At 72.9% G+C, this 21361-nt stretch carries 17 protein-coding genes; 11 read left to right on the top strand and 6 right to left on the bottom strand.

Annotated features, from left to right (window positions below; all coding sequences use genetic code 11):
- Positions 1-61 precede the first annotated feature (61 nt).
- From AC0OO9_RS02000 to AC0OO9_RS02030, 7 genes are all read left to right on the top strand, one after another.
- Positions 62-1390: a Gfo/Idh/MocA family protein gene (locus AC0OO9_RS02000; RefSeq protein ID WP_357580713.1), complete on the top strand. Its 1329-nt coding sequence runs from the start codon at positions 62-64 to the stop codon at positions 1388-1390.
- A 29-nt stretch (positions 1391-1419) separates the two neighbouring features.
- Entirely contained in the window at positions 1420-2844 is a 1425-nt protein-coding gene (uxaC, locus tag AC0OO9_RS02005; protein ID WP_484515082.1) for a glucuronate isomerase, read from the top strand.
- The gene (locus AC0OO9_RS02010; RefSeq protein ID WP_421450438.1) at positions 2841-4145 is read left to right on the top strand and encodes an enolase C-terminal domain-like protein; all 1305 of its coding nucleotides are present in this window, start codon (positions 2841-2843) and stop codon (positions 4143-4145) included. Before uxaC ends, AC0OO9_RS02010 begins: the two co-directional genes overlap by 4 nt.
- Positions 4142-5623: a mannitol dehydrogenase family protein gene (locus AC0OO9_RS02015; RefSeq protein WP_484515084.1), complete on the top strand. Its 1482-nt coding sequence runs from the start codon at positions 4142-4144 to the stop codon at positions 5621-5623. The genes AC0OO9_RS02010 and AC0OO9_RS02015 overlap by 4 nt, the downstream gene beginning before the upstream one ends.
- Positions 5620-6864 carry a Gfo/Idh/MocA family protein gene (locus AC0OO9_RS02020; protein ID WP_484515085.1) on the top strand — a complete coding sequence of 415 codons (1245 nt, stop codon included), beginning with the start codon at positions 5620-5622 and terminating at the stop codon, positions 6862-6864. The genes AC0OO9_RS02015 and AC0OO9_RS02020 overlap by 4 nt, the downstream gene beginning before the upstream one ends.
- A gap of 171 nt (positions 6865-7035) precedes the next feature.
- Positions 7036-8424, top strand: coding sequence for a pectate lyase family protein (locus AC0OO9_RS02025; RefSeq protein ID WP_484515087.1), 1389 nt, complete (start codon positions 7036-7038; stop codon positions 8422-8424).
- A 302-nt stretch (positions 8425-8726) separates the two neighbouring features.
- On the top strand, positions 8727-10166 hold the full coding sequence (locus AC0OO9_RS02030) for a hypothetical protein (protein WP_484515088.1): 1440 nt from the start codon (positions 8727-8729) through the stop codon (positions 10164-10166).
- 109 nt (positions 10167-10275) lie between these two features.
- Here the strand turns inward: AC0OO9_RS02030 and AC0OO9_RS02035 are convergent, their stop codons facing one another.
- Positions 10276-11997 (bottom strand): acyl-CoA dehydrogenase family protein, encoded by a 1722-nt coding sequence (locus AC0OO9_RS02035; protein ID WP_484515089.1) that lies wholly within the window; start codon positions 11995-11997, stop codon positions 10276-10278.
- 26 nt (positions 11998-12023) lie between these two features.
- Complete coding sequence (locus AC0OO9_RS02040; protein ID WP_484515090.1) at positions 12024-12575, bottom strand: PadR family transcriptional regulator; 552 nt, start codon at positions 12573-12575, stop codon at positions 12024-12026.
- 98 nt (positions 12576-12673) lie between these two features.
- Here AC0OO9_RS02040 and AC0OO9_RS02045 point away from each other — a divergent pair, with 98 nt between their 5' ends.
- The 3 genes from AC0OO9_RS02045 to AC0OO9_RS02055 are packed head-to-tail and all read left to right on the top strand — an operon-like array spanning position 12674 to position 14912.
- The gene (locus AC0OO9_RS02045) at positions 12674-13399 is read left to right on the top strand and encodes a FadR/GntR family transcriptional regulator (RefSeq protein ID WP_484515091.1); all 726 of its coding nucleotides are present in this window, start codon (positions 12674-12676) and stop codon (positions 13397-13399) included.
- The gene (locus AC0OO9_RS02050; RefSeq protein WP_484515093.1) at positions 13396-14247 is read left to right on the top strand and encodes a sterol desaturase family protein; all 852 of its coding nucleotides are present in this window, start codon (positions 13396-13398) and stop codon (positions 14245-14247) included. Before AC0OO9_RS02045 ends, AC0OO9_RS02050 begins: the two co-directional genes overlap by 4 nt.
- Complete coding sequence (locus AC0OO9_RS02055; RefSeq protein ID WP_484515094.1) at positions 14244-14912, top strand: lysoplasmalogenase; 669 nt, start codon at positions 14244-14246, stop codon at positions 14910-14912. The genes AC0OO9_RS02050 and AC0OO9_RS02055 overlap by 4 nt, the downstream gene beginning before the upstream one ends.
- A 60-nt stretch (positions 14913-14972) precedes the next feature.
- On the opposite strand, the gene AC0OO9_RS02060 is transcribed toward AC0OO9_RS02055, so the two are convergent.
- From AC0OO9_RS02060 to AC0OO9_RS02075, 4 genes are all read right to left on the bottom strand, one after another.
- Positions 14973-15914: a hypothetical protein gene (locus AC0OO9_RS02060; RefSeq protein WP_484515095.1), complete on the bottom strand. Its 942-nt coding sequence runs from the start codon at positions 15912-15914 to the stop codon at positions 14973-14975.
- A 95-nt stretch (positions 15915-16009) separates the two neighbouring features.
- A complete protein-coding gene (locus AC0OO9_RS02065; RefSeq protein WP_484515097.1) occupies positions 16010-17065 on the bottom strand; it encodes an enediyne biosynthesis protein in 1056 nt (351 codons plus the stop codon).
- A complete protein-coding gene (locus AC0OO9_RS02070; RefSeq protein WP_484517832.1) occupies positions 17062-18972 on the bottom strand; it encodes a CRTAC1 family protein in 1911 nt (636 codons plus the stop codon). Before AC0OO9_RS02070 ends, AC0OO9_RS02065 begins: the two co-directional genes overlap by 4 nt.
- A gap of 413 nt (positions 18973-19385) precedes the next feature.
- Entirely contained in the window at positions 19386-20063 is a 678-nt protein-coding gene (locus AC0OO9_RS02075; RefSeq protein ID WP_484515099.1) for a MerR family transcriptional regulator, read from the bottom strand.
- A 459-nt stretch (positions 20064-20522) separates the two neighbouring features.
- Between AC0OO9_RS02075 and AC0OO9_RS02080 the strand changes: the two genes are divergently transcribed.
- A complete protein-coding gene (locus tag AC0OO9_RS02080; protein ID WP_484515101.1) occupies positions 20523-21299 on the top strand; it encodes a helix-turn-helix domain-containing protein in 777 nt (258 codons plus the stop codon).
- Positions 21300-21361 lie beyond the last annotated feature (62 nt).

A 21361-nucleotide genomic window follows, 5' to 3' on the forward strand; every position in this document is an offset into this window, starting at 1 on the left:
CGCCGCGCGGCGCGTGGTTATTTCGCTGCAAACCTTTGCAGCAACACGGGAGGCGGTCGACATGTCGTCCAGCACCGGTCAGCGGGTCCGACACGCCCTGGTGGGCACCGGGTCCCGGGCCGAGATGTTCGTCCGGGCGCTGGTGCGCGACCACGCCGACACCGCCGAGCTCGTCGCGTTCGCCGACGTCAACCAGGCCCGGATGGACGCCCACAACCGGTGGCTCGGCGAGCTGGGCCACCCGCCGGTGCCGACGTACCGGGCCGAGGACCTGGCCGCCATGCTCGCCAAGGAGCGCGTCGACGTGCTGGTGGTGACGAGCGTGGACGACACCCACGCCGCGCACGTCGACACGGCGCTGCGGGCCGGCTGCGACGTCATCACCGAGAAGCCGATGACCGTGGACGCGGCCGGCTGCCGGCAGATCCTCGACGCGGTCGCCGACACCGGGCGGCAGGTGCGGGTGGCGTTCAACTACCGCTACAACCCCCTGCACGAGAAGCTGCGCGAGCTGCTCGCCGACGGCGCGATCGGCGAGGTGGGCTCGGTGCACTTCGAGTGGCTGCTCGACGTGCGGCACGGCGCCGACTACTTCCGCCGCTGGCACCGCGACAAGGCGCACTCCGGCGGCCTGATGGTGCACAAGGCCGGCCACCACTTCGACCTGGTCAACTGGTGGCTGGACGCCACCCCCGTCGAGGTGTACGCCACCGGCCGGCTGTTCTTCTACGGCGAGGCGGGCCGCCGGCACGGCTACGCCCGCGACTACGAGCGGGCGCACGGCTCCCCCGCCGCCGACGACGACCCGTTCGCGCTGCGGCTCGACGCGCACCCGAAACTGCGCGAGCTCTACCTCGACGCCGAGGCCGAGGACGGCTACCAGCGCGACCGCAACGTCTTCGCCCCGGGCGTGGACATCGAGGACGACATGGCGGTGCTCGCCCGCTACTCCACCGGCGCGACGATGACCTACCACCTCACCGCGTACGCCCCCTACGAGGGCTACCGGGTGATGGTCAACGGCAGCCGGGGCCGCCTGGAGCTGGAGGTCGTGGAGAGCGACCACGTCAGCCCGGCGTCCGCCGGCGCGCTGAAGGGCGCGGCGCTGCACGGCGACGAGGCCGCCGCCGAGGCCGGCTCCGCCACGCTGACCCTGCGGCCGTTCTGGGCGCCGCCGCAGGTCGTACCCGTGGCCGGGCACACCCGCTCCGGGCACGGCGGCGCCGACGCCCGGATGGCCCGGGTCCTGATCGCCGGCGAGCCGGACCCGATGGGGCGGGCGGCGACCGCCCGCGACGGCGCCCTCGCCCTGCTCACCGGGCTGGCCGCGAACCGCTCCTTCACCACCGGCGCCCCGGTCCGGGTCGCCGACCTGCTCGACCTCTCCTGAGCCACGAACACCTCCGAGGAGCCCCACCCGTGCCCACGACCGACCTGCTCTTCCCCGCCGACCCCGCGCAGCGCGCGGTGGCCCGCCGGCTGTACGCGCTGGCCGCGCCCCAGCCGATCATCTCCCCGCACGGGCACGTCGACCCGGCGATCCTGGCCGAGGACCGCCCGTTCCCGGATCCGGCGCGGCTGCTCATCGTGCCCGACCACTACCTCACCCGGATGCTGCTCAGCCAGGGCGTCCCCCCGGCCGACCTGGGCGTGCCCACCGTCGACGGCAGCCCCACGGAGCCCGACGGGCGCACCATCTGGCGGCGCTTCGCCGCGCACTGGCACCTGTTCCGGGGCACCCCCTCCCGGCTCTGGCTGGAGCAGACCTTCACCGACGTGTTCGGGGTGCGCACCCCGCTCTCCCCGGCCACCGCCGACGCCGTCTACGACGAGCTCGCGGCCCGGCTCGCCGAGCCGGAGTTCCGGCCCCGGGCGCTGTTCGAGCGGTTCGGCATCGAGGTGCTCGCCACCACCGAGTCGCCCCTGGACGACCTCGGGCAGCACGCCAAGCTCGCCGCCGACGGCTGGGGCGGGCCGGGCGGCCGGGTGATCACCACGTTCCGGCCGGACAACGTGGCCGACATGGAGTTCGACAACTGGGCCGGCAACGTCGCGCGGCTCGGCGAGATCACCGGCGAGGACACCGGCACGTACGCCGGCTACCTGGCGGCGCTGCGCCAACGCCGGGCGGCCTTCATCGCGGCCGGCGCCACCTGCACCGACCACGGCCACCCCACCGCGCGCACCCTGGCGCTGGGCGCGGACGAGGCGGCGCGCCTCTACGACAAGGGCCTGCGTGGGCTCGCCGACGCGGCCGACGCGGAGACGTTCCGGGCGCACATGCTGCTGGAGTTCGCCCGGATGTCGCTGGACGACGGCCTCGTCATGCAGCTGCATCCCGGTTCGGTGCGCAACCACAACCGCTGGCTGTACGCGCGGCACGGCCGCGACGTCGGCGGCGACCTGCCGCAGGCCACCGAGTACCTGCACGCGCTGACCCCGCTGCTGGACGCGTACGGCAACGACCCGCGGCTGCGGGTGGTGCTCTACACCCTCGACGAATACACCTTCAGCCGGGAACTGGCCCCCCTGGCGGGCGGGTACGCGGCCCTGTACCTCGGTGCGCCGTGGTGGTTCCTGGACTCGCCCGAGGTGCTGCGCCGCTTCCGCGAGTCGGTCACCGAGTCCGCGGGCTTCTACAACACCGCCGGGTTCGTCGACGACACCCGCGCGTTCTGCTCCATCCCGGTACGCCACGACGTGGCCCGCCGGGTCGACGCCGCCTACCTGGCCCGGCTGGTCACCGAGCACCGCCTCGGCGAGGACGAGGCCGCCGAGACCATCGTCGACCTGGCGTACCGGCTGCCGAAGAAGGTCTTCAAGATCGGAGAGAATGTCCTGTGAGTGTCACCGTCACCGCCGTCGACGTGCACGACGTGCGGTTCCCGACCGCCGCCGCGGGCGACGGCTCGGACGCGATCAACCGGGGCGACTACTCGGCCAGCTACGTCGAGCTGCGCACCGACGCCGGCGTCACCGGAGCCGGGTTCACCTTCACCAACGGTCGCGGCAACGAGCTGACCTGCGCCGCGATCGAGGCCCTCGCCCACCACGTGCGGGGCCGCACCGTCGAGGAGATCTTCGCCGACCCGGTGGCGTTCTGGCGCTCGCTCAGCGCCGACGTGCAGCTGCGCTGGCTGGGCCCGGAGAAGGGGGTCATCCACATGGCCACCGGCGCCCTGGTCAACGCGGTCTGGGACCTGCGGGCCAAGCTGGCCGGCAAGCCGATGTGGCAGCTGCTCGCCGAGCTGCCCACCGAGGAGCTGGTGGCCAGCATCGACTTCCACCACATCACCGACGCCCTCACCCCGGACGAGGCGGCGGCCATCCTCGACAAGGGACTGGTCGGGCTGGACGAGCGCCGGGCCGGGCTGGAACGCGACGGGTTCCCGTCGTACACCACCTCGGTGGGCTGGCTGGGCTACCCCGACGACAAGGTCCGCGCGCTGACCCGGCAGGCGTACGCCGAGGGGTGGCGGGCGATGAAGATGAAGGTCGGCGGGCTGCCGGCCGACGACCTGCGGCGGGCGCGGATCATCCGGGAGGAGATCGGGCCGGACGCGCTGCTGATGATGGACGCCAACCAGGTCTGGGACGTCGACGAGGCGATCACCAACATGACCGCCCTGGCGGAGGTGGACCCGTACTGGATCGAGGAGCCGACGCACGCCGACGACATCCTCGGGCACGCCCGGATCGCGCGGGCTGTCACCGACCTGACCGACGGTCGGTGCCGGGTCGCCACCGGTGAGGTGGCCGCCAACCGGGTCATCTTCAAGCAGCTGCTCCAGGCCGAGGCGATCGGCGTGATGCAGATCGACGCCTGCCGGGTCGGCGGCGTCAACGAGGTCCTCGCCGAGATCCTGATGGCGGCGAAGTTCGGCGTGCCGATCTGCCCGCACTCCGGCGGCGTGGGCCTGTGCGAGTACGTCCAGCACCTGGCCGTCTTCGACTACCTGCGGGTCGGCACCAGCCTCGACGGCCGGATGGTCGAGTACGTCGACCACCTGCACGAGCACTTCGTCGACCCGGTACGCACCCGCGAGGGTCGCTACCTGCTGCCGGAGGCGCCCGGCTACAGCTCCACGATGAAGCCGGAGTCGATCGCCGAGTTCCGCTTCCCGGACGGACCGGTGTGGCGATGACCGGCGCCGCCCGGCTCGGTCTCGGGACGCTACGCCGGCTGCCGACCGGGAGCCGCCCGCTGATCCGCCCGGGCAGCGTGCCGGCGGGGATCGTGCACCTCGGGCTGGGCGCGTTCCACCGCGCCCACCAGGCGGTCTACACCGAGGAGGCGATGGCGCGGGCCGGGGGCGACTGGGGCATCGTCGGCGTCGCGCCACGCAACCCCGACGTGGTGACGACGCTGGCCGCGCAGGACAACCTGTTCAGCGTCACCACCACCAGCGCCGAGGGGTGCCACACCCGGGTCATCGGCGCGCTGGCGGGCACCCGGCACGCCGCCGGCGACCCCGCCGCCGTGGTGGCGCTGCTGGCCGACCCGGCGATCCGGGTGGTCACCCTCACCGTGACGGAGAAGGCGTACCAGCTCGACCCGGTGACCGGCCGGCTGCGGCCAGACCCGGAGGTCGCCGCCGACCTGCGCACCGACCGGGCGCCGGTCACCGTCCCGGGCCTGCTGTTGCGCGGGCTGCTCGCCCGCGCCGCCGCGCAGGGTCCGCCGCTGGCCCTGGTCAGCTGCGACAACCTGCCCGCCAACGGCCGCCGGCTGCGCGGCCTGGTCGAGCAGTCGGTGGCGTACGCGGGGGTGCCGGAGCCGCTGGCCGGCTGGGTACGGGAGCACGTCAGCTTCCCCGGCACCATGGTGGACCGGATCGTGCCGGCCAGCACGGCGCAGACCCTCGCCGACGCCGAGCGGGCCCTCGGGGTGGCCGACCTGGCGGCGGTGGTCGCCGAGCCGTACCGGCAGTGGGTGATCGAGGACGACTTTCCGGGCGGCCGGCCGGCCTGGGAGCGGGCCGGCGCGGTGCTCACCGCCGACGCGGGGCCCTGGGAGCGGCTGAAGCTGCGCGCCCTCAACGGCGTGCACTCGGCCGCCGCCTACCTGGGTGCGCTGGCCGGCCGGGAGACGATCGCCGAGGCGCTGGCCCTGCCGCACCTGACGACCGTGCTGCGGCAGCTGGTCGCCGAGGACGTGGCGGCCAGCTTCGACCCGCCCGAGGGCGTCTCGGTCGTCGCGTACGGCGAGGAGGTGCTGACCCGGTTCGCCAACCCGGCGATCCACCACCGCACCCTCCAGGTGGCCCTGGACGGCTCGCAGAAGCTGCCGCAGCGGATCCTGCACACCATCGCCGATCTGCGGGTCGCGGGCCGGTCGGCGCACTGGGCCACGCTGGTGGTGGCCGCCTGGCTGCGCTTCGCGCAGGGCCACGCCGACGACGGCAGTCCCCTGCCGCTGGCCGACCCGCTCGCCGAGGAGATTCGCGCCGCGCTCGCCGCCGGAGCGAAGACCCCGGCGGGGGCCGTCGACGCGGTGTTCGCGCTGCGCGAGGTCTTCCCCGCCGAGGTGGCCGAGGACGACGAGGTGCGCGCCGAGGTGACCGGGTGGCTGACCGCCCTGCAACGGCACGGGGTGGCCGCGACGCTGGCGGGCGCCCGGTGACGGCCCCCGCCGCGGGGGCGTCGCCGGGACGGGCCGGCGCCGTGCCGAGGGTCGCGATCGTCGGGGCGAACGGGCACGGGCGCTGGCACCGGCGGGTCGTCGCCCCGCTGCACGCCGCCGGGCGGCTGCGGCTGGTCGCCCTGGTCGACGTACGTCCGATCGAGGACGAGCCGGCGGCGCCGGTGCCCGACGGCACGGTCGTCTGCGCCGACCACCGGGAGATGCTGCGGGCGGCCCGGCCGGACGTGGTGGTGGTCTGCACCCCACCGCACACCCACCTGCCGATCGCGCTGGACGTGCTCGCCGCGGGCGCCGACCTGCTGCTGGAGAAGCCGCCGGTGCTGTCCACCGCCGAGCACCGGGAGCTGGCCGACGCCCTCGCCGCGACGGGCCGGGCGTGCCAGGTGGGCTTCCAGGCGCTCGGCTCGGCGGCGCTGACGGAGCTGACCGGCGCGGTCCGGGCCGGGCGGCTCGGTACCGTCACCGGCATCGCGACGGTGGCGTCCTGGCAGCGCTCCGACGCCTACTACGCGCGGGCGCCGTGGGCCGGTCGGCGGACGTTGCACGGCCGGCCGGTGCTGGACGGCGCCCTGGCCAACCCGCTGGCGCACGCGGTCATGCAGTGCCTGGCGGTCGCCGAGGCCGCCGCCGGGAACGGGCCGGTGGTCCCCGCGCGGATCGAGGTGGAGCGCTACCGCGTCCGGCCGATCGAGGTGGACGACACCGCGACCCTGCGGGTGTCGTCCCGTTCGGGACCGCCGATCGTCGCGGCGGTGACTTTGGCCGGGGAGGACTTCGTCGCCGGGGAGGTGATCGTGACGGGCACCGCCGGCCGGGCCGTGCTGGAGTATCCGACCGACCGGTTGCTGCTGCCCGGCGACGCCGGCGCACGCGAGGTGCCGGGCCGGCGCGGGCTGCTGGAGAACCTCCTCGCCCACCGGGCCGACCCGGCGGTGCCGCTGATCGCGCCCCTGGCGCGGACCGCCCCGTTCACCGCGGTCCTGGAGGCGGTCACGACCGCGCCGGAGCCGACGCTGCTCGGCGGCGACCTCGTCACCGCCACGGGCGACGGCCCGGAGCGGGTGCTCACCGTGCGCGGGGTGAACCGGCTGCTGCGCCGGGCGGCCGACGAGGGGGCGCTGCTGTCGGAGCTGGGGGTGCCGTGGGCGGTGGCGCCGCACCGCAGAGCGCTGACGGGACAGGAGGAACCGCAACCCACTGCAACTGAGCCGCCCGCCTGAGATGGGTCCATATCGGATATAGGGGCGTCAACCCGACCGAGGGCGGCCGGGGCGATACCGGCCGATTTGATCAGTTGCAACACTTCTGCACACGTTCGTCATTGACTCGCCTAAAACGCGAAACCTACCGTTGCCTGATACCCGACCGGCAACGAACAGGTGGTCCGATAGATGTGGAAGAAGGCAGTGGGCGCGGCGATGGTCGCCGTGACGCTCGCGGCGACACCCGGGAGCGTGACGGCGGCCCCGGGCGGCGGGGCCGCTCCGGCGCGCAACGGCGCGGTCGACACGGCCGACGGCGGGCTCTCCTGGTTCGCCCGGCACCTCGGCCGGCAGGCGCTGCCGGCCGGGGACGGCTGGGCGGCTGAGGGGACCGGCACGACCGGCGGCTCGGCGGCGGCCCCGGAGCAGGTGCACGTGGTCTCCAGCCGGGCCGAGCTGGTCGCGGCCCTCGGCGGCGACAACGCCACCAACCGGGGCAACGCCACCCCGAAGATCATCTACGTCAGCGGCGAGGTCGGCGGCTTCGAGGGGCCCGACGGGAGCATCCTCGACTGCGCCGACCTCGCCGACCCGGAGTACTCGCTGGCCGCGTACCTCGCGGCGTACGACCCCGCGGTCTGGGGCCGGGTGGCGCCGAGCGGGCCGCTGGAGGCGGCACGGGTGCGCTCGGTGACGAACCAGACCCGGCAGACCCAGATCAACGTCGGCCCGAACACCACGATCGTCGGCCTGCGCGGCGCCCGGCTGACCGGCCTGACGCTGATGCTCGACGGCGCGCACAACACGATCGTGCGGAACCTGACCTTCGACGACGCCCGGGACTGCTTCCCCGCCTGGTCCCCCACCGACGGCGCCGCCGGCAACTGGAACTCCCAGTACGACCAGATCTCGGTGCGCCGCAGCGAGCACGTCTGGATCGACCACAACACCTTCACCGACGGCGACAACCCGGACAGCGGCCAGCCCGTGCACCTCGGCCGGCCGTACCAGGTGCACGACGGGTCGGTGGACGTCACGCACACCGCGAGCCTGGTGACCGTGTCGTACAACCGGTTCGTCGGGCGGGACAAGGTCATGCTGATCGGCTCGTCCAACACCGTCGGCCCGGACGTCGGGCGGCTGAAGGTGAGCCTGCACCACAACCTCTTCGACGGGGTGCTCCAGCGGCTGCCCCGGGTGCGCTTCGGCCAGGTCGACGTGTGGAACAACCACTACCGGCTGGCCGGCGACGGCTTCGAGTACGCGATCGGCGTCGGGGTGCAGTCCGCCGTGGTCGCCGAGAACAACTTCTTCACCCTCGGCGCCGGCGTCACGGCCGACAACCTGCTCTACGACTGGGGCGGCACCGCCGTCACCACCCGGGGCAACTGGGTCCGCGCCGCCGGGGACCGGGCCCGCCCGGTCGACCTCGTGGGCGCGTACAACGCGGCGCACGAGCCGGACCTGGCCCCGGACGCCGGCTGGACGCCGACCCTGCGCCGCGGTCCGGTGCTGCCGGCACCCGCGGTGCCGGCGGTCGTCGGGGCGCTGGCCGGCGCGGACCGGCTGCTCCTCTAGGACGCCGGCCGCCGCGCCGTCCCGCGCGGCGGCCGGACGGCCGGTGGGTCGCCGCGTCCGGCGCTCAGCGCGGCGGCCCACCGGTGCCCACCCCCACCACCGGGAGGTGCACCACGAACCGGACACCCCGCTCCCGGACGCGCACACCGAGCCCCGCGGGCCACCCGGTCCCGCGGGGCCGTCGCATGTGGTCACCCTTTTCGCGGGGGCGTACGGCCGCGACGGTAGCGTGGCGCCTCAGCACGGCCCGTGGGGCGGCTCTCCCGCCGACGCGGCGCTCGCGATCGTACGGAGGAGGATGCATGTCCCACGGCGACGACCCGTTCGCGGCACGCGAGGACGCGGCCTCGCGGCCGAGCTTCGACCTCGCGCTGCGCGGCTACGACAAGCGGCAGGTGGACCGCTACGTCGAGCAGGTCGACGGCGAACGGTCGGCGCGGGCCGCGGAGCGGGAACGGGCCTCGGCCCAGCTGCGGGAGCTGACCGTCGAGGTGCACCGGCTGCGGGCGGAGGCGACCGAGCTGCGGGACCGGCCGGCGCAGCCGGACCGGGCGTCCTTCCGCGACCTCGGTCCGATGGTCGACCAGATCCTGGCCCTGGCCGAGAAGCAGGCCGGGGCCATCACCGACGCCGCCGGGCAGCGGGCCGCCGAACTCGAGGCCGAGGCGGAGCGGGTGCTCGCCGAGGCCCGCGAGCAGGCCACCACGACGCTGCGGGAGCTGACGGAGGAGGCGGCCGCGCGGCGCGACGAGCACGACCGGGAACACGAGGAACGCCGCGCCAACGCCCAGGCCGAGCTGGCCAGGATCCGGGAGGCGGCGGAACGGCTGCGGGCGGCGGGCGAGGCGGCCCACGACCACGCGGTGCAGGAGGCGAAGCGGATCGACGAGCAGACCGCCCAGCAGGTCGAGCAGGCCCGCGTCGAGTCCGAGGCGTTCCTGGCCTCGGCCCGCGCCCAGATCCAGCAGGAGGTGCAGGCGGCGCGCGCGAAGACCCAGCAGGAGCTGGGCCAGTGGCAGGCCGGCGTGGAGCGGGAGATCAACGACCGGCGGGCCGCCGCCGAGCAGGAGATCGCCGAGCAGCTCGCGTCCGCCGAGCGGGAGCTCGGTGCCCAGCGTACGGCGGCCGAGCAGGAGATCGCGACGCTGATCGCGGAGGCCCAGCAGTACGCGGCCAAGGTGCGCCAGCACGTGGACGAGCAGGCCGCGACCCACCAGCAGCAGCTCGCCGCGACGCAGCAGGGCATCCGGGACCGGCGGGAGGCGCTGGCGCGGATGCAGTCCGAGCTGGACGCCGCCCAGCAGCAGCTGGCCCAGGCGCGGCAGGAGAGCACGGGAGTCGAGCACGAGTTCGCCGAGGTGCAGCAGCGCCTCGCCGGGACCCGGCAGGAGCTGACCGACGAGCTGCGCCGCCTCGACGAGGCGCGCCGGGCCGCGGACTCCGCCGAGCAGCACGCCAAGGAGGTCCGCGCCCGGGTGAAGCGGGAGGCGAAGCGGGTCGCCGACCTGGCCGCGGCGGCGGTCATGGCGGCCGCCACGGGCGGCGCGGAGACCGCCGAGTACCCGCAGGTCGCGGCCCGGCCGAGGCCGGACCGGCCGGCGCCGGTGGCGGTGCGACCCGCCGACGACGCGACCCCGGACGGCGGCGAGGACGCGGCGGCGCCCGCCCCCGGCGACGGCGGGCGGGCCCCGGCCGAGGCGCCGGCGCCGCAGCCGGCGAACCAGGTGGTCACGGCCGGCTGACCCGGCGCCGGGTGGTGACGGCCGGCCGACCCCGGTGCCGGGTGGTGACCGGCGGCGGCCGACCGTCCCGCACCGGGCAGCCGGCCGTCGGCCCCCACGGCCCGCAGCGTCAGGGGCGCATCTCGTACGCGCCGCTGAGCGCCGCCACCCGCGCCCACATCCGCGCCGTACGCCCCGGGTCCGCCACGGGCCGGCGGACGTGCGCCAGCGCCCAGGCGGCCTGCTCCCCGGTGGTCGCCGCCCGGCCGTGCAGGTCGACGGCGTACGCGGAGAAGTCGCGGACCAGGACGTCGAAGATCTCGTCGAGCACGTCGCGGTCCAGGCCGGTCAGCTCGGCCTGCTCCAGGATCAGGTGGCCGTAGACGATCAGCGCGAAGAGCTGGCCGAGGGCGAGCAGGAAGTCGAGGTCGCCCTGCTGCTCCTCGCTCGGGGCGTGGGCCGCCAGCAGCGCGCAGAAGCCGTCGGCCTGCTCGCGGAAGCGGGCCACGTTGGGCACCTCGGCGTGGGCGTCGTAGGCGGCGCGCCAGTCGTGGAAGCGGATCGTGCCGAGGCCCCGGGCCGGGCCCTGCCGGAAGAGAAACTCGTCGTCCGCGGCGTCGTGCCGGGTCGGCACCGGCGGGTGTTCGGCCGGGTGGAACAGGTAGTTGGCCATGAACTTCATGATCAGTGTGAGGTTGACGTGCACCGTTCCTTCGAGCTTGGGCAGCCCGCGGATGTCCTTGGCGGCCTTGTCGAAGTAGGTGTCCGCCTCGAAGCCCTTGGCGGCGATGACGTCCCAGAGCAGGTCGACGACCCGCTCGCCCTCGGTGGTGACCTTCATCTTGGTCATCGGGTTGAACAGCAGGTAGCGGCGGTCGTTCGGGCCCGCCGAGCGGAAGTAGTCGACGGCGCGGTCGCTGAACAGCTTCATCGCGACCAGGCGCGCGTACGCGTCGGTCAGCTCGCGCCGCACGTGCGGAAAGTCGGTGACCCGCCGGCCGTAGAGGACCCGGTTGTGGGCGTGGGTCACGGCCTCGTACATGGCGTGCTCGCAGATGCCGATCGAGGCGGTGCAGAGGTTGAACTTGCCCACGTTGACGGTGTTGAGCGCGGCGTCGAACGCGGCCCGCCCGGTGTGCAGCACGTCCTCGGGGCGCACCGGGTAGTCCTGGAGGCGGAACTCGCTGACGTACATCTGCGCGTTCACCACGTTGCGGACCAGGTGGTAGGCCCGGTGGCGGCTGTCGGCGGCGAAGAAGACGTAGCCGTCCGGTCCCTCGACGTCGGCGCGGCGGCCGAAGACGGAGACCAGCCCGGCGACGTTGCCGTTGCCGATGTAGTACTTGGCGCCGGTGGCGCGGAACCCGCCGTCGCCGTCGGGGGTGAGCACCATGTCGGTCGAGTAGATGTCCGCGCCGTGGGCGCGCTCGGAAAGGGCGAACGCCATCACGTGGCCGTCGGCGAGCAGCCCGGCGGCGCGGGCCCGCGCGGCGGCGTTGTCGCTCTGCCAGACCGGGCCGAGGCCGAGCACCGTGACCTGCCAGGTGTACCAGTAGCCGAGGCCGTAGAAGCCGAGGATCTCGCTGAGCGCGGCGTTGCGCGCGGTGTCCCAGCGCCTCGCCGGGTCCCCTCCCCCGTCGGCGGCCGGCGTGCAGAAGGCGGCGAACAGCCCCTCCTTCGCGGCGAAGTCCAGGAAGTCGGCGTACCACTCGTGCCGGTCGTAGGTGTCGAGCAGCGCCTTCTTGCCCCGGCCCTCGAACCAGTCGACGGTGGCCCGCAGCAGCCGGCGGGAGGTGTCGTCGAGGTGGGTGGGGTCGTAGCTGTGCGGGTCGAGCAGGAGCGAGTCCGCCATGACGGGACTCCCTTCGGTGGGGTGGGTCAGTCGTCCAGGGTGCGCAGGGTGGCCAGCACGTCGTCGAGCCAGGCGAGCACCATCCGCTCGTACGCGATGCCGCCGCGCAGCACGACGTGCTGGAGCGCCGCTGCGGCGTCGGGCGCGGCGGGGTCGGGAAAGTCCCGCCGCTCGCCGGCCAGGTAGCGGGCGAGCGTCTCCTCGTGGGTGGCGCGGTAGCGCTCGACCTCGGCGGCGAGCGCGGCGCGGCCGGCGGCGTCGTCGAAGGCGGCCCCGCGGATCTTGACGGCCAGTTCGTGCCGGACCGCCTCGGGTTGGACGGGTGCGCGCAGCCAGTCCACCAGCGTGGCCCGGCCGGCCGGCGCCACCGAGAAGGACCGCTTGTCGGGGCGGCCCTCCTGGCCGATCTCCTCGGCGGTGACCCAGCCGTCGGCCTCCATCCGCTTCAGCACCCGGTAGATCTGCTGGTGGGTGGCCGTCCAGAAGCGGCCGATGGAGCGCTCGAAACGCCGGGCCAGCTCGTAGCCGGAGCCCGGCCGTTCGAGCAGGGAGACCAGGATCGCGTGTTCGAGCGCCATGCCCGCCATCCTGCTATGCAACTCGTTGCATAGCAAGCGCCGATCGAAGTGGTACAACCAGTTGACGGGTTGATGTGGTCTGCCCCACACTCCACGGCATGGCGTTCGCTCCCGTCCCCCGCTCCTCGGTCTCCGACCACGTCTTCGGCCAGATCCGCGACGCGATCGTCAGCGGCGTCTACCGCCCCGACGAGGCGCTGCCCGGCGAGCGGGAGCTGGCCGCCACCTTCGGAGTCAACCGGCACGCCGTGCGGGAGGCCCTGCGCCGCCTCCAGCAGCTCGGCCTGGTGCGGGTCAGCCAGGGCGGCGCCACCCGGGTGCTGGACTGGCGGGTGCACGCCGGGCTCGACCTCGCCCTGTCGCTCACCCGCTTCCACGACACCCTCCCGGTGGACACCCTGGTCCGCGACATGCTGGAGATGCGGGCCTGCATCGGCGTCGACGCGGCCCGGCTCTGCGCCGAGCGCGGCGACCCGGCGGTGCGGGCCGCGATCCTGCGGGCCGTCGAGGAGTACGCGGGCCTGGCGCCGGACCTCACCGGGATGGGCGAGGCCACCATCGTGCTCTGGCGGCACATCGTCGCCGGCTCCGGCAACACCGCCTACCTGTTGGCCTTCAACAGTCTCGTGGCCGGCGCGCTCGCCGTCGGCGAGGTGCCGCCGCAGCGGCGCGCCGCGGAACTGCTCGACGTCGCGGGCCACCGCCGGCTCGCCGACGCCGTCGTCACCGGCCGGGCCGCCGACGCCGCCCGCGAGGCACGGGCCCTGCTCACCGCCCCCCTCACCACCCCCGCCGCAGCACCGAGAAGGGAAGCCCGGGCATGATCCCCGCCGTGCTCTACGCCGTACCGGCGTTCCTGCTCCTCATCGTCGTCGAGGCGCTCTCCTACCGGTTCGCCCCCGACGACGGCGAACGCGGATACGAGCTGCGCGACACCGCCACCAGCCTGACCATGGGCGCCGGCAGCCAGGTCATCGGCGTGCCGTGGAAGCTGGCGACGGTCGGCCTCTACGCCGCCGCGTACACCCTCACGCCGATCCAGCTCTCCCCCACCAGCGTCTGGACGTGGGTGCTGCTCTTCTTCGCCGACGACCTCGCCTACTACTGGTTCCACCGCTCCCACCACGAGGTGCGGCTGCTCTGGGCCGGGCATGTGGTGCACCACTCCAGCGTCTTCTTCAACCTCTCCACGGCCCTGCGGCAGAGCTGGACCCCGATGACGTCCGTACCGTTCTGGCTGGGCCTGGCCCTGCTCGGCATCCCGCCCTGGATGATCTTCCTCCAGCAGTCGGTCAGCCTGCTGTACCAGTTCTTCCTGCACACCGAGCGGGTCGGCCGGCTGCCCCGGCCCGTCGAGTGGTTCTTCAACACGCCCTCGCACCACCGGGTCCACCACGGCGCCAACACCGAGTACCTCGACCGCAACTACGGCGGCATCCTGATCGTCTGGGACCGGCTGTTCGGCACCTTCGAGCCCGAGCGGGCCACCGTCCGCTACGGCCTGACCAAGAACGTCGGCACGTACAACCCGCTGCGGGTGGCGACGCACGAGTACCGGGCGATCTGGGCCGACGCCCGGGCCGCCTCGTCCTGGCGGCACCGCCTCGGCCACGTGTTCGGCCGGCCGGGCTGGCAGCCCACCCCGCAGGCGCAGCCGGCGGTGGCCCGATGAGGATCCTCTGGCTGTTCGGCGTGGTGGCCGCCGTCGAGCTGATCGGCGTGGCGACCGACTCGACCCTCCTGCAGTGGCTGGCCAAGCCCCTGCTCGCGCCGGTGCTGCTGCTCCACCTGCTGCGGGCACGCCGACGCGTCGACCCCGTGGCCGTCGGGCTGGTCTTCGCGACCGGCGGCGACATCGCGCTGCTGGTCTCCGGCGACACGGCGTTCCTCGTCGGCATGGGCTGCTTCCTCGGCACCCAGGTGGCCTTCCTGACCGCCTTCCTGCGCCACCGGCGCCCGCCGGTCGTCGCGGTCGCCGCCTACCTCGCCTGCTGGGTGGCGGCCAACCTGGTGCTGTGGAACTCCCTCGGCCCGCTGCGGCTGCCGGTGCTCGGCTACAGCCTCGCGCTCAGCCTGATGGCCGCCGCCGCAGCCGGCGTCTCCCGGCGGGTGGCCCTGGGCGGTGGGCTGTTCCTGGTCTCCGACCTGCTGATCGGGATGGACGCCGCCGGCTCCCGGATCCCCGGGCACGGCCTGGCCGTGATGACCACCTACATCGCGGCCCTGCTGCTGATCACGACCGGCTGGATGGCGGCCACCGCCGGACGCGCCCGGCCCATGGCCGGGACCGGCAGCCTCGCGGGCGCCCCGGGGCCGGTGCCCGGCAACGCCCGCTGACCGAGCCGACGGCGCCCCCGGTCCATGCCGGACCGGGGGCGCCGTCGGTCGTCGCACCGGTCAGTTGTACGGCATGGTCGGGAACCAGCCCACCCCGAAGATCGCGGGCACGCGCAGGTCCCAGTACACGACGGTGAAGACGCCCAGCGCGACCAGCAGCGCGCCGGTCACGGTCGCGGCGCGCCGCGGCGACGCCATCCAGGCGAGGAACCGACCCCGGCTGGCCAGGATCAGGACCGCGAAGAGCGCCGCGACGATCAGCACGTTGCCCAGCGACTGGAGGGCGAAGGCGAGTGCGCCGTACGCCGGGTTGCCGGTGTCGACGGCCCAGTGGAACAGCTTGTTGAACAGCGGGTACGGCCGGCCGACCAGGAACCCCCCGACCAGGGCGCCCATGACGACGACCCGCGCCACCGGCCGGCGGGCGAAGACGTCGGGCAGCAGGCCGAGGGCCGCCAGCCCGAGGTAGGTCAGCGCGAGACCGATCAGGCCGAAGACCACCGACGACTGGATCAGGCGTACGGGCATCCCGCCCACGGTGTCGGTGGACAGCTGCGGCAGCCGTTCGCCGAGGAGCACCCCGAGCGCGCCGTAGGTCGCCGACACCGCCAGCATGCCGACCGTCAACCAGGCGACGGGCCGCAGCAGCGACCGTACGCCGTGGCGGTGCCCGGCCGCGCCGGCCTGGCTCATCGGGCCGACCGAGGCCGCCATCGCGATGTTGCAGGCGGTGAAGGTGCCGGCGAAGCCGGACACGAAGGCGAACAGCAGCCCCGCCGCGGTGCCGGTGATGGCGGTGCCCTTCGCGTCGTGGCCCAGCAGGGTGTCGGCGACGGTGTCGCCGATGACCGAGTCCACCAGCTCGAACGACCAGAGCACGGCGAGCAGCACGCCCGCCGCGGCGCTGATCACCGCCGTCCGTCCGGGGCGGGCCACCCGCCGGGGTACGGATTCCGGCGGCACACCTCGCGGTGGGGCTTGCGGGCTGTGGTGCACGCTCATCGCCTCGCTCTCCTCTCTGCATGCGGGTCGGTCGCAACGAGGTCCGTCGCCGGCGCGCCCACCCGGGGCCACGCCGGCGACGGACCGCCCGTGCGTCAGGTGACGGCGGGCCGCACCTCCGGCGTGTTCGCCCGCCGGGAGCGGTCACGCAGCCAGATGCCCCACCAGAGCAGGCCCCGGGCGAGACAGACGATCGTCACGGCGAAGAAGAGCGTGTAGACGACGTTGAAGGTGATCAGCACGCCGTACACGGCCGCGACGCTGCCGCCGAACATGAACTGCGCTCGACCCGAGCTGGGCGTGGTTCCGGGGTCGGTGATCATGTAGTTGGTGAAGAGCACGAACGCGACACCGGTGATCGGCAGCAGGGCCGCCCAGAGCGCCACGTCCCAGATGAAGTGCCGCACCAGCGCCTGGATCACGAAGCCCCCGACCCAGCCCACGACGAGCATGACCCTCTTGGTCAGCACCCCGTTGAGCACCGTGCCGGCCGTCAGGATGACCAGCGGCACGAGGATCCGGACCATGTCCGGGACCTCTTCCGTGAAGTGGTACGGCGGGGCGATGTTGACCCAGGAGAAGGCGACCAGGGTCACCGTGATGCCGAAGTTGGACGGGTTCATGAAGTGCCGCATGCGGCCCCTGATCGGCGCCAGGAAGATCGCCTTCTGACCGATGGAGACGACCACCGCGAAGGCGATCGGCCAGAAGTTGTCGTTGGCGTAGAGCAGCATGTTCGCGGCGAGCGCGGTGATGTGGGTGGGCAGCAGGAACGTGTACATCCCCCAGGCGCCGTTGCCGGTGAACGCGGCGGGGCGCTTGTTGGCGCGGGCGGTCACCAGCTCGACCACGATCTCGGTGGCGTAGCCGATCGCCAGGGCGAAGAACGGCCAGGTCCAGGGCTGTTCGAAGCCCAGCACCGTGTAGCCGAGGATGTTGAAGATGCTCATGGAGATGGCGAAGTTACGCAGGGCCAGGTAGCGGGGGTCCCGCCGGTCGACCCGCGGAGGCGCCCCGGGAGTGGCCGCCACCGCCGCGTTGCGGTCGAAGGTGACGCTCGGCACCGGGCTGACCGGGGCGTCGGCGACCGCGGTGCCCCCCACCCCCCGCACGTCGGTGCCGGTGCGGGCGTTGTCTCGGACGTCGGTCATTTGGCGTTCATCTCCTGGGCTTTGTCCGTGAGCATGACCGTGTGCCAGCCCGCGGCGAGGTCGAGGGTCTGCTTGTGCACGCCACCGTTCAGGTCGCGCCAGGCGATCTCCGCCGAGACCGGCTTGGCGCCGGCGTCACCGAGACCGAAGAAGACGTCGAAGCTGCGCTTGCCCGAGTGACCGCTGCCGCCGTCGAGCTGGGCGACGCGGGTACGACCGTCCGCGGTCTTCACCCGGACCTGGGCCCCGTACGCGGGCGTGCCGCGGCCGTCCTCACCGGGGCGGCACAGGCGCAGGCCGAGGAAGTTGCCGCTGCCGGGCTTGTCGTTGCGGTAGTAGGACGGGGCACCCCACTGGCGGGCCACCGCGAAGTCCTGGCCCCCGTCGCCGTTGGTGTCGGCGACGGCCACTCCCCGGCTCGGCGTGCTGTCGGTCATGCCGAGGTCGGCGGCGATGTTCGCGTAGCGACCGTTCTCCTCCCGGACCCAGAACGCGAACGGCTCGGAGCCGGCGATGTCGTCGCCCGGCTCGGCCTTGGGCCACATGGCCGGGTTGCGGAGCATGAGGTCGTTGCTCATGGCCAGTTCCTGCAACCAGGACCAACGATTGATCTTGCCCTTGACGAACCCGGCGGTCTGCACCACCGACATCTCGCCGCTGTTGTCGAAGTCCGCCATCTTGACGTCCCAGCCCCAGCCGACCCAGGCCATGTTGAGCTCGGCGGCCTTGTTGTCGAAGACGGCCTTGCCCTCGCTCAACCGCTTGCGGGCGTCGGCCAGGCTCGACGAGTTGTTGCGCCAGACGAAGTTGCTCTCCTCCAGGCCCCAGGAGGTGGTGATGTTGCTGACGAACATGTCGAACTTGCCGGTGCCGCCGAGGTCGCCGAACTCGATGGCCATGCCCTTGAACGAGTCGTGGCCGACCACCATGGACTTCGGGGTGCGATAGCCCCGGCGCCCCTCCGCGATCTCGAAGCGGATCTGGCCCGGCGTGGAGACGTTGTGGAAGAAGCGGTCCCGACCGAAGTCGTTGGCGAGGTACAGCTCGGGCAGCAGGTCGCCGTCGATGTCGGCGGAGCCTGCGCCGAGGGTCCAGCCGGTGGCGTACTGCGGCGGGATCGCGGTCTGCTCGACGTACGTGGCGCTCGGGTTGTCGCCGCTGGTGGCGGCGGTCCAGCGCAGGACGTGCGCCCCGCCGGCGTTCTGCGCCCGGGACAGTGAGTGGTTCATCTCGACGTTCGGCTGGCCGGCCGGGTCGAGCACCTGGCTGTCGGGGAAGTAGTTGAAGACGCCGATGTCCGGCCGGCCGTCGCCGTCGAAGTCCGCGATCGAGACCGCGTTGGTGTTCCAGAGCTTGCCCTGGTACTCGCCGCTGGAGGAGGCGGACGGCTTGCCGACCAGCTCGGTGGGGTGGAAGGTCGCCTTGGTCAGCGGTCCCGTGGCGGAGGCGCGGTGCAGGAACAGCACAGGCGTCCGGCCCCAGTAGTAGCCGAGCAGGTCGGTGCGGCCGTCGCCGTTGAAGTCGCCGGGCACGCAGCCCATCGGCGCCATCGCCTTGTGGGTGGGCAGGGGCGCGGGGTCCAGCACGAAGGGCGCGTACCGGGCGGGCCCGTCGGGCGACGGCGTGACGATCATGCTGTCGCTGCGGGTGTCGACCAGGCAGAGGTCGTTGGCGATCATGTCGCCGTCGAGGTCGTTGGCCGCGACGGCGGCGCCGACCGACGACACCCAGGCGCGGATGTGCTCGTACTCGGGATTGACCGGTCGCACGGAGCGCTCGGGCAGGCCGGGCGGCAGCGCGATCGGCAGCTCGGTGAAGCCGAACCGCGACGCCAGCGTCTGACGCTCCTCGGCCGACGCGCCGGGCAGCCGGGCGACGGCGAAGAACGCGGCCACGAGGACCAGCACGAAGACAGCGGGAATGATTCGGCGGATGGCGCCGACGGGTTGGGATGGCAAGGGGTTCCCCTCCAGATTGGGCCACCACCCGTGCCGTGCAGCGGCTGATCTCGCCGTGCGGCCGGGTCTGGCGACGGGCAGTGTCGCCGACCGAGAAATGGAGTGAATTGTCCCGGCGACAATTTTTTCGCTGTCATCCAACGGCAGTTCATTGCCGCATGAACGGGGCATTCACTCACGCGGGGCGCTACGGCGTACGTGGCCGGCGCTGCCCATTCTCAGCCGATCGAGGCATGGCGTGCGGTCCCTTCACGATGCCTGGTGAACCGGCCGCGAAAGTCGCCGCCGGCCCACTTATGTTCGCGGGAGCACGGCTTGAGTTCTTCTCAAAAGTTGCTCAGTGGCCGAGGAGGGCGCGCACGTTACCGGCCGGTTGGATCCGGCATCTCACCCGTTCGAGGGCCGCACTCGACCGCATTCAGCGGGAATCGCAGGGCGGCGTGGTGCTCGTGCGCCATGCGGCGCAGGGCGGACAGGGCGACCCCGAACAGGACGCTGCGCACGATCGCGGGACCCTTCTCGGTCCCGCCGTCGCCGGCGAGCAGGTCGAGTTCCGCGACGACGAGCTGCTCGGCGGCGCGGGCGTAGGCGAGGAAGAAGGAGGCTTCGGCCTCGCAGCCGAGGCTGCGCAGCCCCGCCAGCACCTGCGCCAGCACCTCGCCGCCGGAGGCACTGGTCTCGCGGGACCAGCCGAGCGCGTCGGCGAACTCGGCCACCTCCGTGCGTGCGCAGTCCACGGCGGCCCTGCCCAACGTCTCCGATCCGTCGAGGTAGAGGGCGCGGTCCAGCACCTGGTACGCGTCGCGCAGATTGACCGCGTCGTCGTCGATGGCCGCCAGGATCTCCCGGACCGAGGAGAGGTCGAGCCCGGCGATCCCGCTCAGGGTCCGGATCAGTCGGATCCGGCGCAGGTGCCGCTCGCTGTAGTCCGCCTGGTTGCGACCGGTGGGCAGGCCCGCCGGAAGCAATCCCTCACGCAGATAGAACTTGATCGTCGGGACCGACACGCCACTCTGTCGACTGAGCTCCGAGATACGCACGCGTCCTCCGCCCTGGCGAACGTTTGGGCAATCTTGCCATAGAGATCGATCGCTAGCCATTGATCGATGCTCATCCACGGCGGATCGGACACGCTGGCGACGGGAGCGACGGGCCGCTTGATCGCCACGCATCGGAACGCGCCGCCGATGTCCGAAAAATTACGCTAAGGATTGATAGAAGGCGGCGCGGATACTGGCGAGTTCCACAATACGAAGCGCAATCTTAGCGATCTTCATCCGGAACGTACAGTGGCACGTGCCAATTCTGGGCAAGAATTGATAAGCCCCCCCTCGTCACTCCGCGCTACTCTCCGAACGCAGAACGTGTTGACCGGCCGTCCGGGCTCGGCTAGCATCGACTGCGGTTAGCGGGGAATAGTGGCGGTCGATGCTCCCAAATGACTCGGCCCAATTCGCCACATCCACACATTGGGATTGTCCGCAATCCGGGGGAGACAAATGCACGACAGCGCAGAGCAGGCAGTGGAACGAGCGATCGACACGATGCGCAGCAATTTATCGGAGCAGTTGACGGTGGACGACATGGCACGCGCAGCCATGTTCAGCAAGTTCCACTTCACGCGGATCTTCCAGCGGGTCACCGGCATCTCGCCCGGTCGGTTCCTGTCCGCGATCCGCCTGCAGGAGGCCAAGCGGCTGCTCACCACGACCAGGCTCAACGTCACGGACATCAGCCTCCGGGTGGGCTACAACAGCGTCGGCACGTTCAGCACCAGGTTCACCAAGAGCGTCGGCCTGCCACCCACCACGTACCGGCGGATGGGCGGCTTCGCCCCGCGCATCCCCACCCAACGACCGTCGGGCCTGACGCAGGGCACCATCACCGGGCGGGTCACCGCCCCAGCCCGCGGGCCGGTGCCCGGGCTCATCTTCATGGGGCTGTTCCAGCACCGCATCCCCGAGGGCCCGCCGGCGCGCTGCGCCATCCTGGAGTCGCCGGGCGTCTACCGCTTCGTGCACGTGCCCGACGGCACCTGGTACCTGCTGTGTCACTCCGTCTCCGGCGACGTGCTCCGGCTCGAGCAGGACAGCGTGATGGTGTCCGCGGTGGGGCCGTTGGTCGTCCGCGGCCGGCAGACCCTGACCGCGGACGCCCACCTCAAGCAGGTGTCCAAGATAGATCCACCGGTGCTCCTGGCCCTGCTCGACAGCCGGAAGGCGGCGAGCGAACGCCAGGCCCAGGGGGAGAACCGGGCCGAGGTGTACGCGGCCTGACCCGCCCCCGGCGGAGCACCGCGTACCCCTCGGGCGGCGCTCCCCACCGCCGCGTCACCCGC

This window comes from Micromonospora sp. USAFONa4 (assembly GCF_057197825.1).

Coding starts and splice junctions, on each gene's coding strand:
- AC0OO9_RS02000 (WP_357580713.1), top strand. CDS start 62: ATGTCGTCCAGCACCGGTCAGCGGGTCCGACACGCCCTGGTGGGCACC.
- AC0OO9_RS02015 (WP_484515084.1), top strand. CDS start 4,142: ATGACCGGCGCCGCCCGGCTCGGTCTCGGGACGCTACGCCGGCTGCCG.
- AC0OO9_RS02025 (WP_484515087.1), top strand. CDS start 7,036: ATGTGGAAGAAGGCAGTGGGCGCGGCGATGGTCGCCGTGACGCTCGCG.
- AC0OO9_RS02030 (WP_484515088.1), top strand. CDS start 8,727: ATGTCCCACGGCGACGACCCGTTCGCGGCACGCGAGGACGCGGCCTCG.
- AC0OO9_RS02035 (WP_484515089.1), bottom strand. CDS start 11,997: ATGGCGGACTCGCTCCTGCTCGACCCGCACAGCTACGACCCCACCCAC.
- AC0OO9_RS02040 (WP_484515090.1), bottom strand. CDS start 12,575: ATGGCGCTCGAACACGCGATCCTGGTCTCCCTGCTCGAACGGCCGGGC.
- AC0OO9_RS02045 (WP_484515091.1), top strand. CDS start 12,674: ATGGCGTTCGCTCCCGTCCCCCGCTCCTCGGTCTCCGACCACGTCTTC.
- AC0OO9_RS02050 (WP_484515093.1), top strand. CDS start 13,396: ATGATCCCCGCCGTGCTCTACGCCGTACCGGCGTTCCTGCTCCTCATC.
- AC0OO9_RS02055 (WP_484515094.1), top strand. CDS start 14,244: ATGAGGATCCTCTGGCTGTTCGGCGTGGTGGCCGCCGTCGAGCTGATC.
- AC0OO9_RS02060 (WP_484515095.1), bottom strand. CDS start 15,914: ATGAGCGTGCACCACAGCCCGCAAGCCCCACCGCGAGGTGTGCCGCCG.
- AC0OO9_RS02065 (WP_484515097.1), bottom strand. CDS start 17,065: ATGACCGACGTCCGAGACAACGCCCGCACCGGCACCGACGTGCGGGGG.
- AC0OO9_RS02080 (WP_484515101.1), top strand. CDS start 20,523: ATGCACGACAGCGCAGAGCAGGCAGTGGAACGAGCGATCGACACGATG.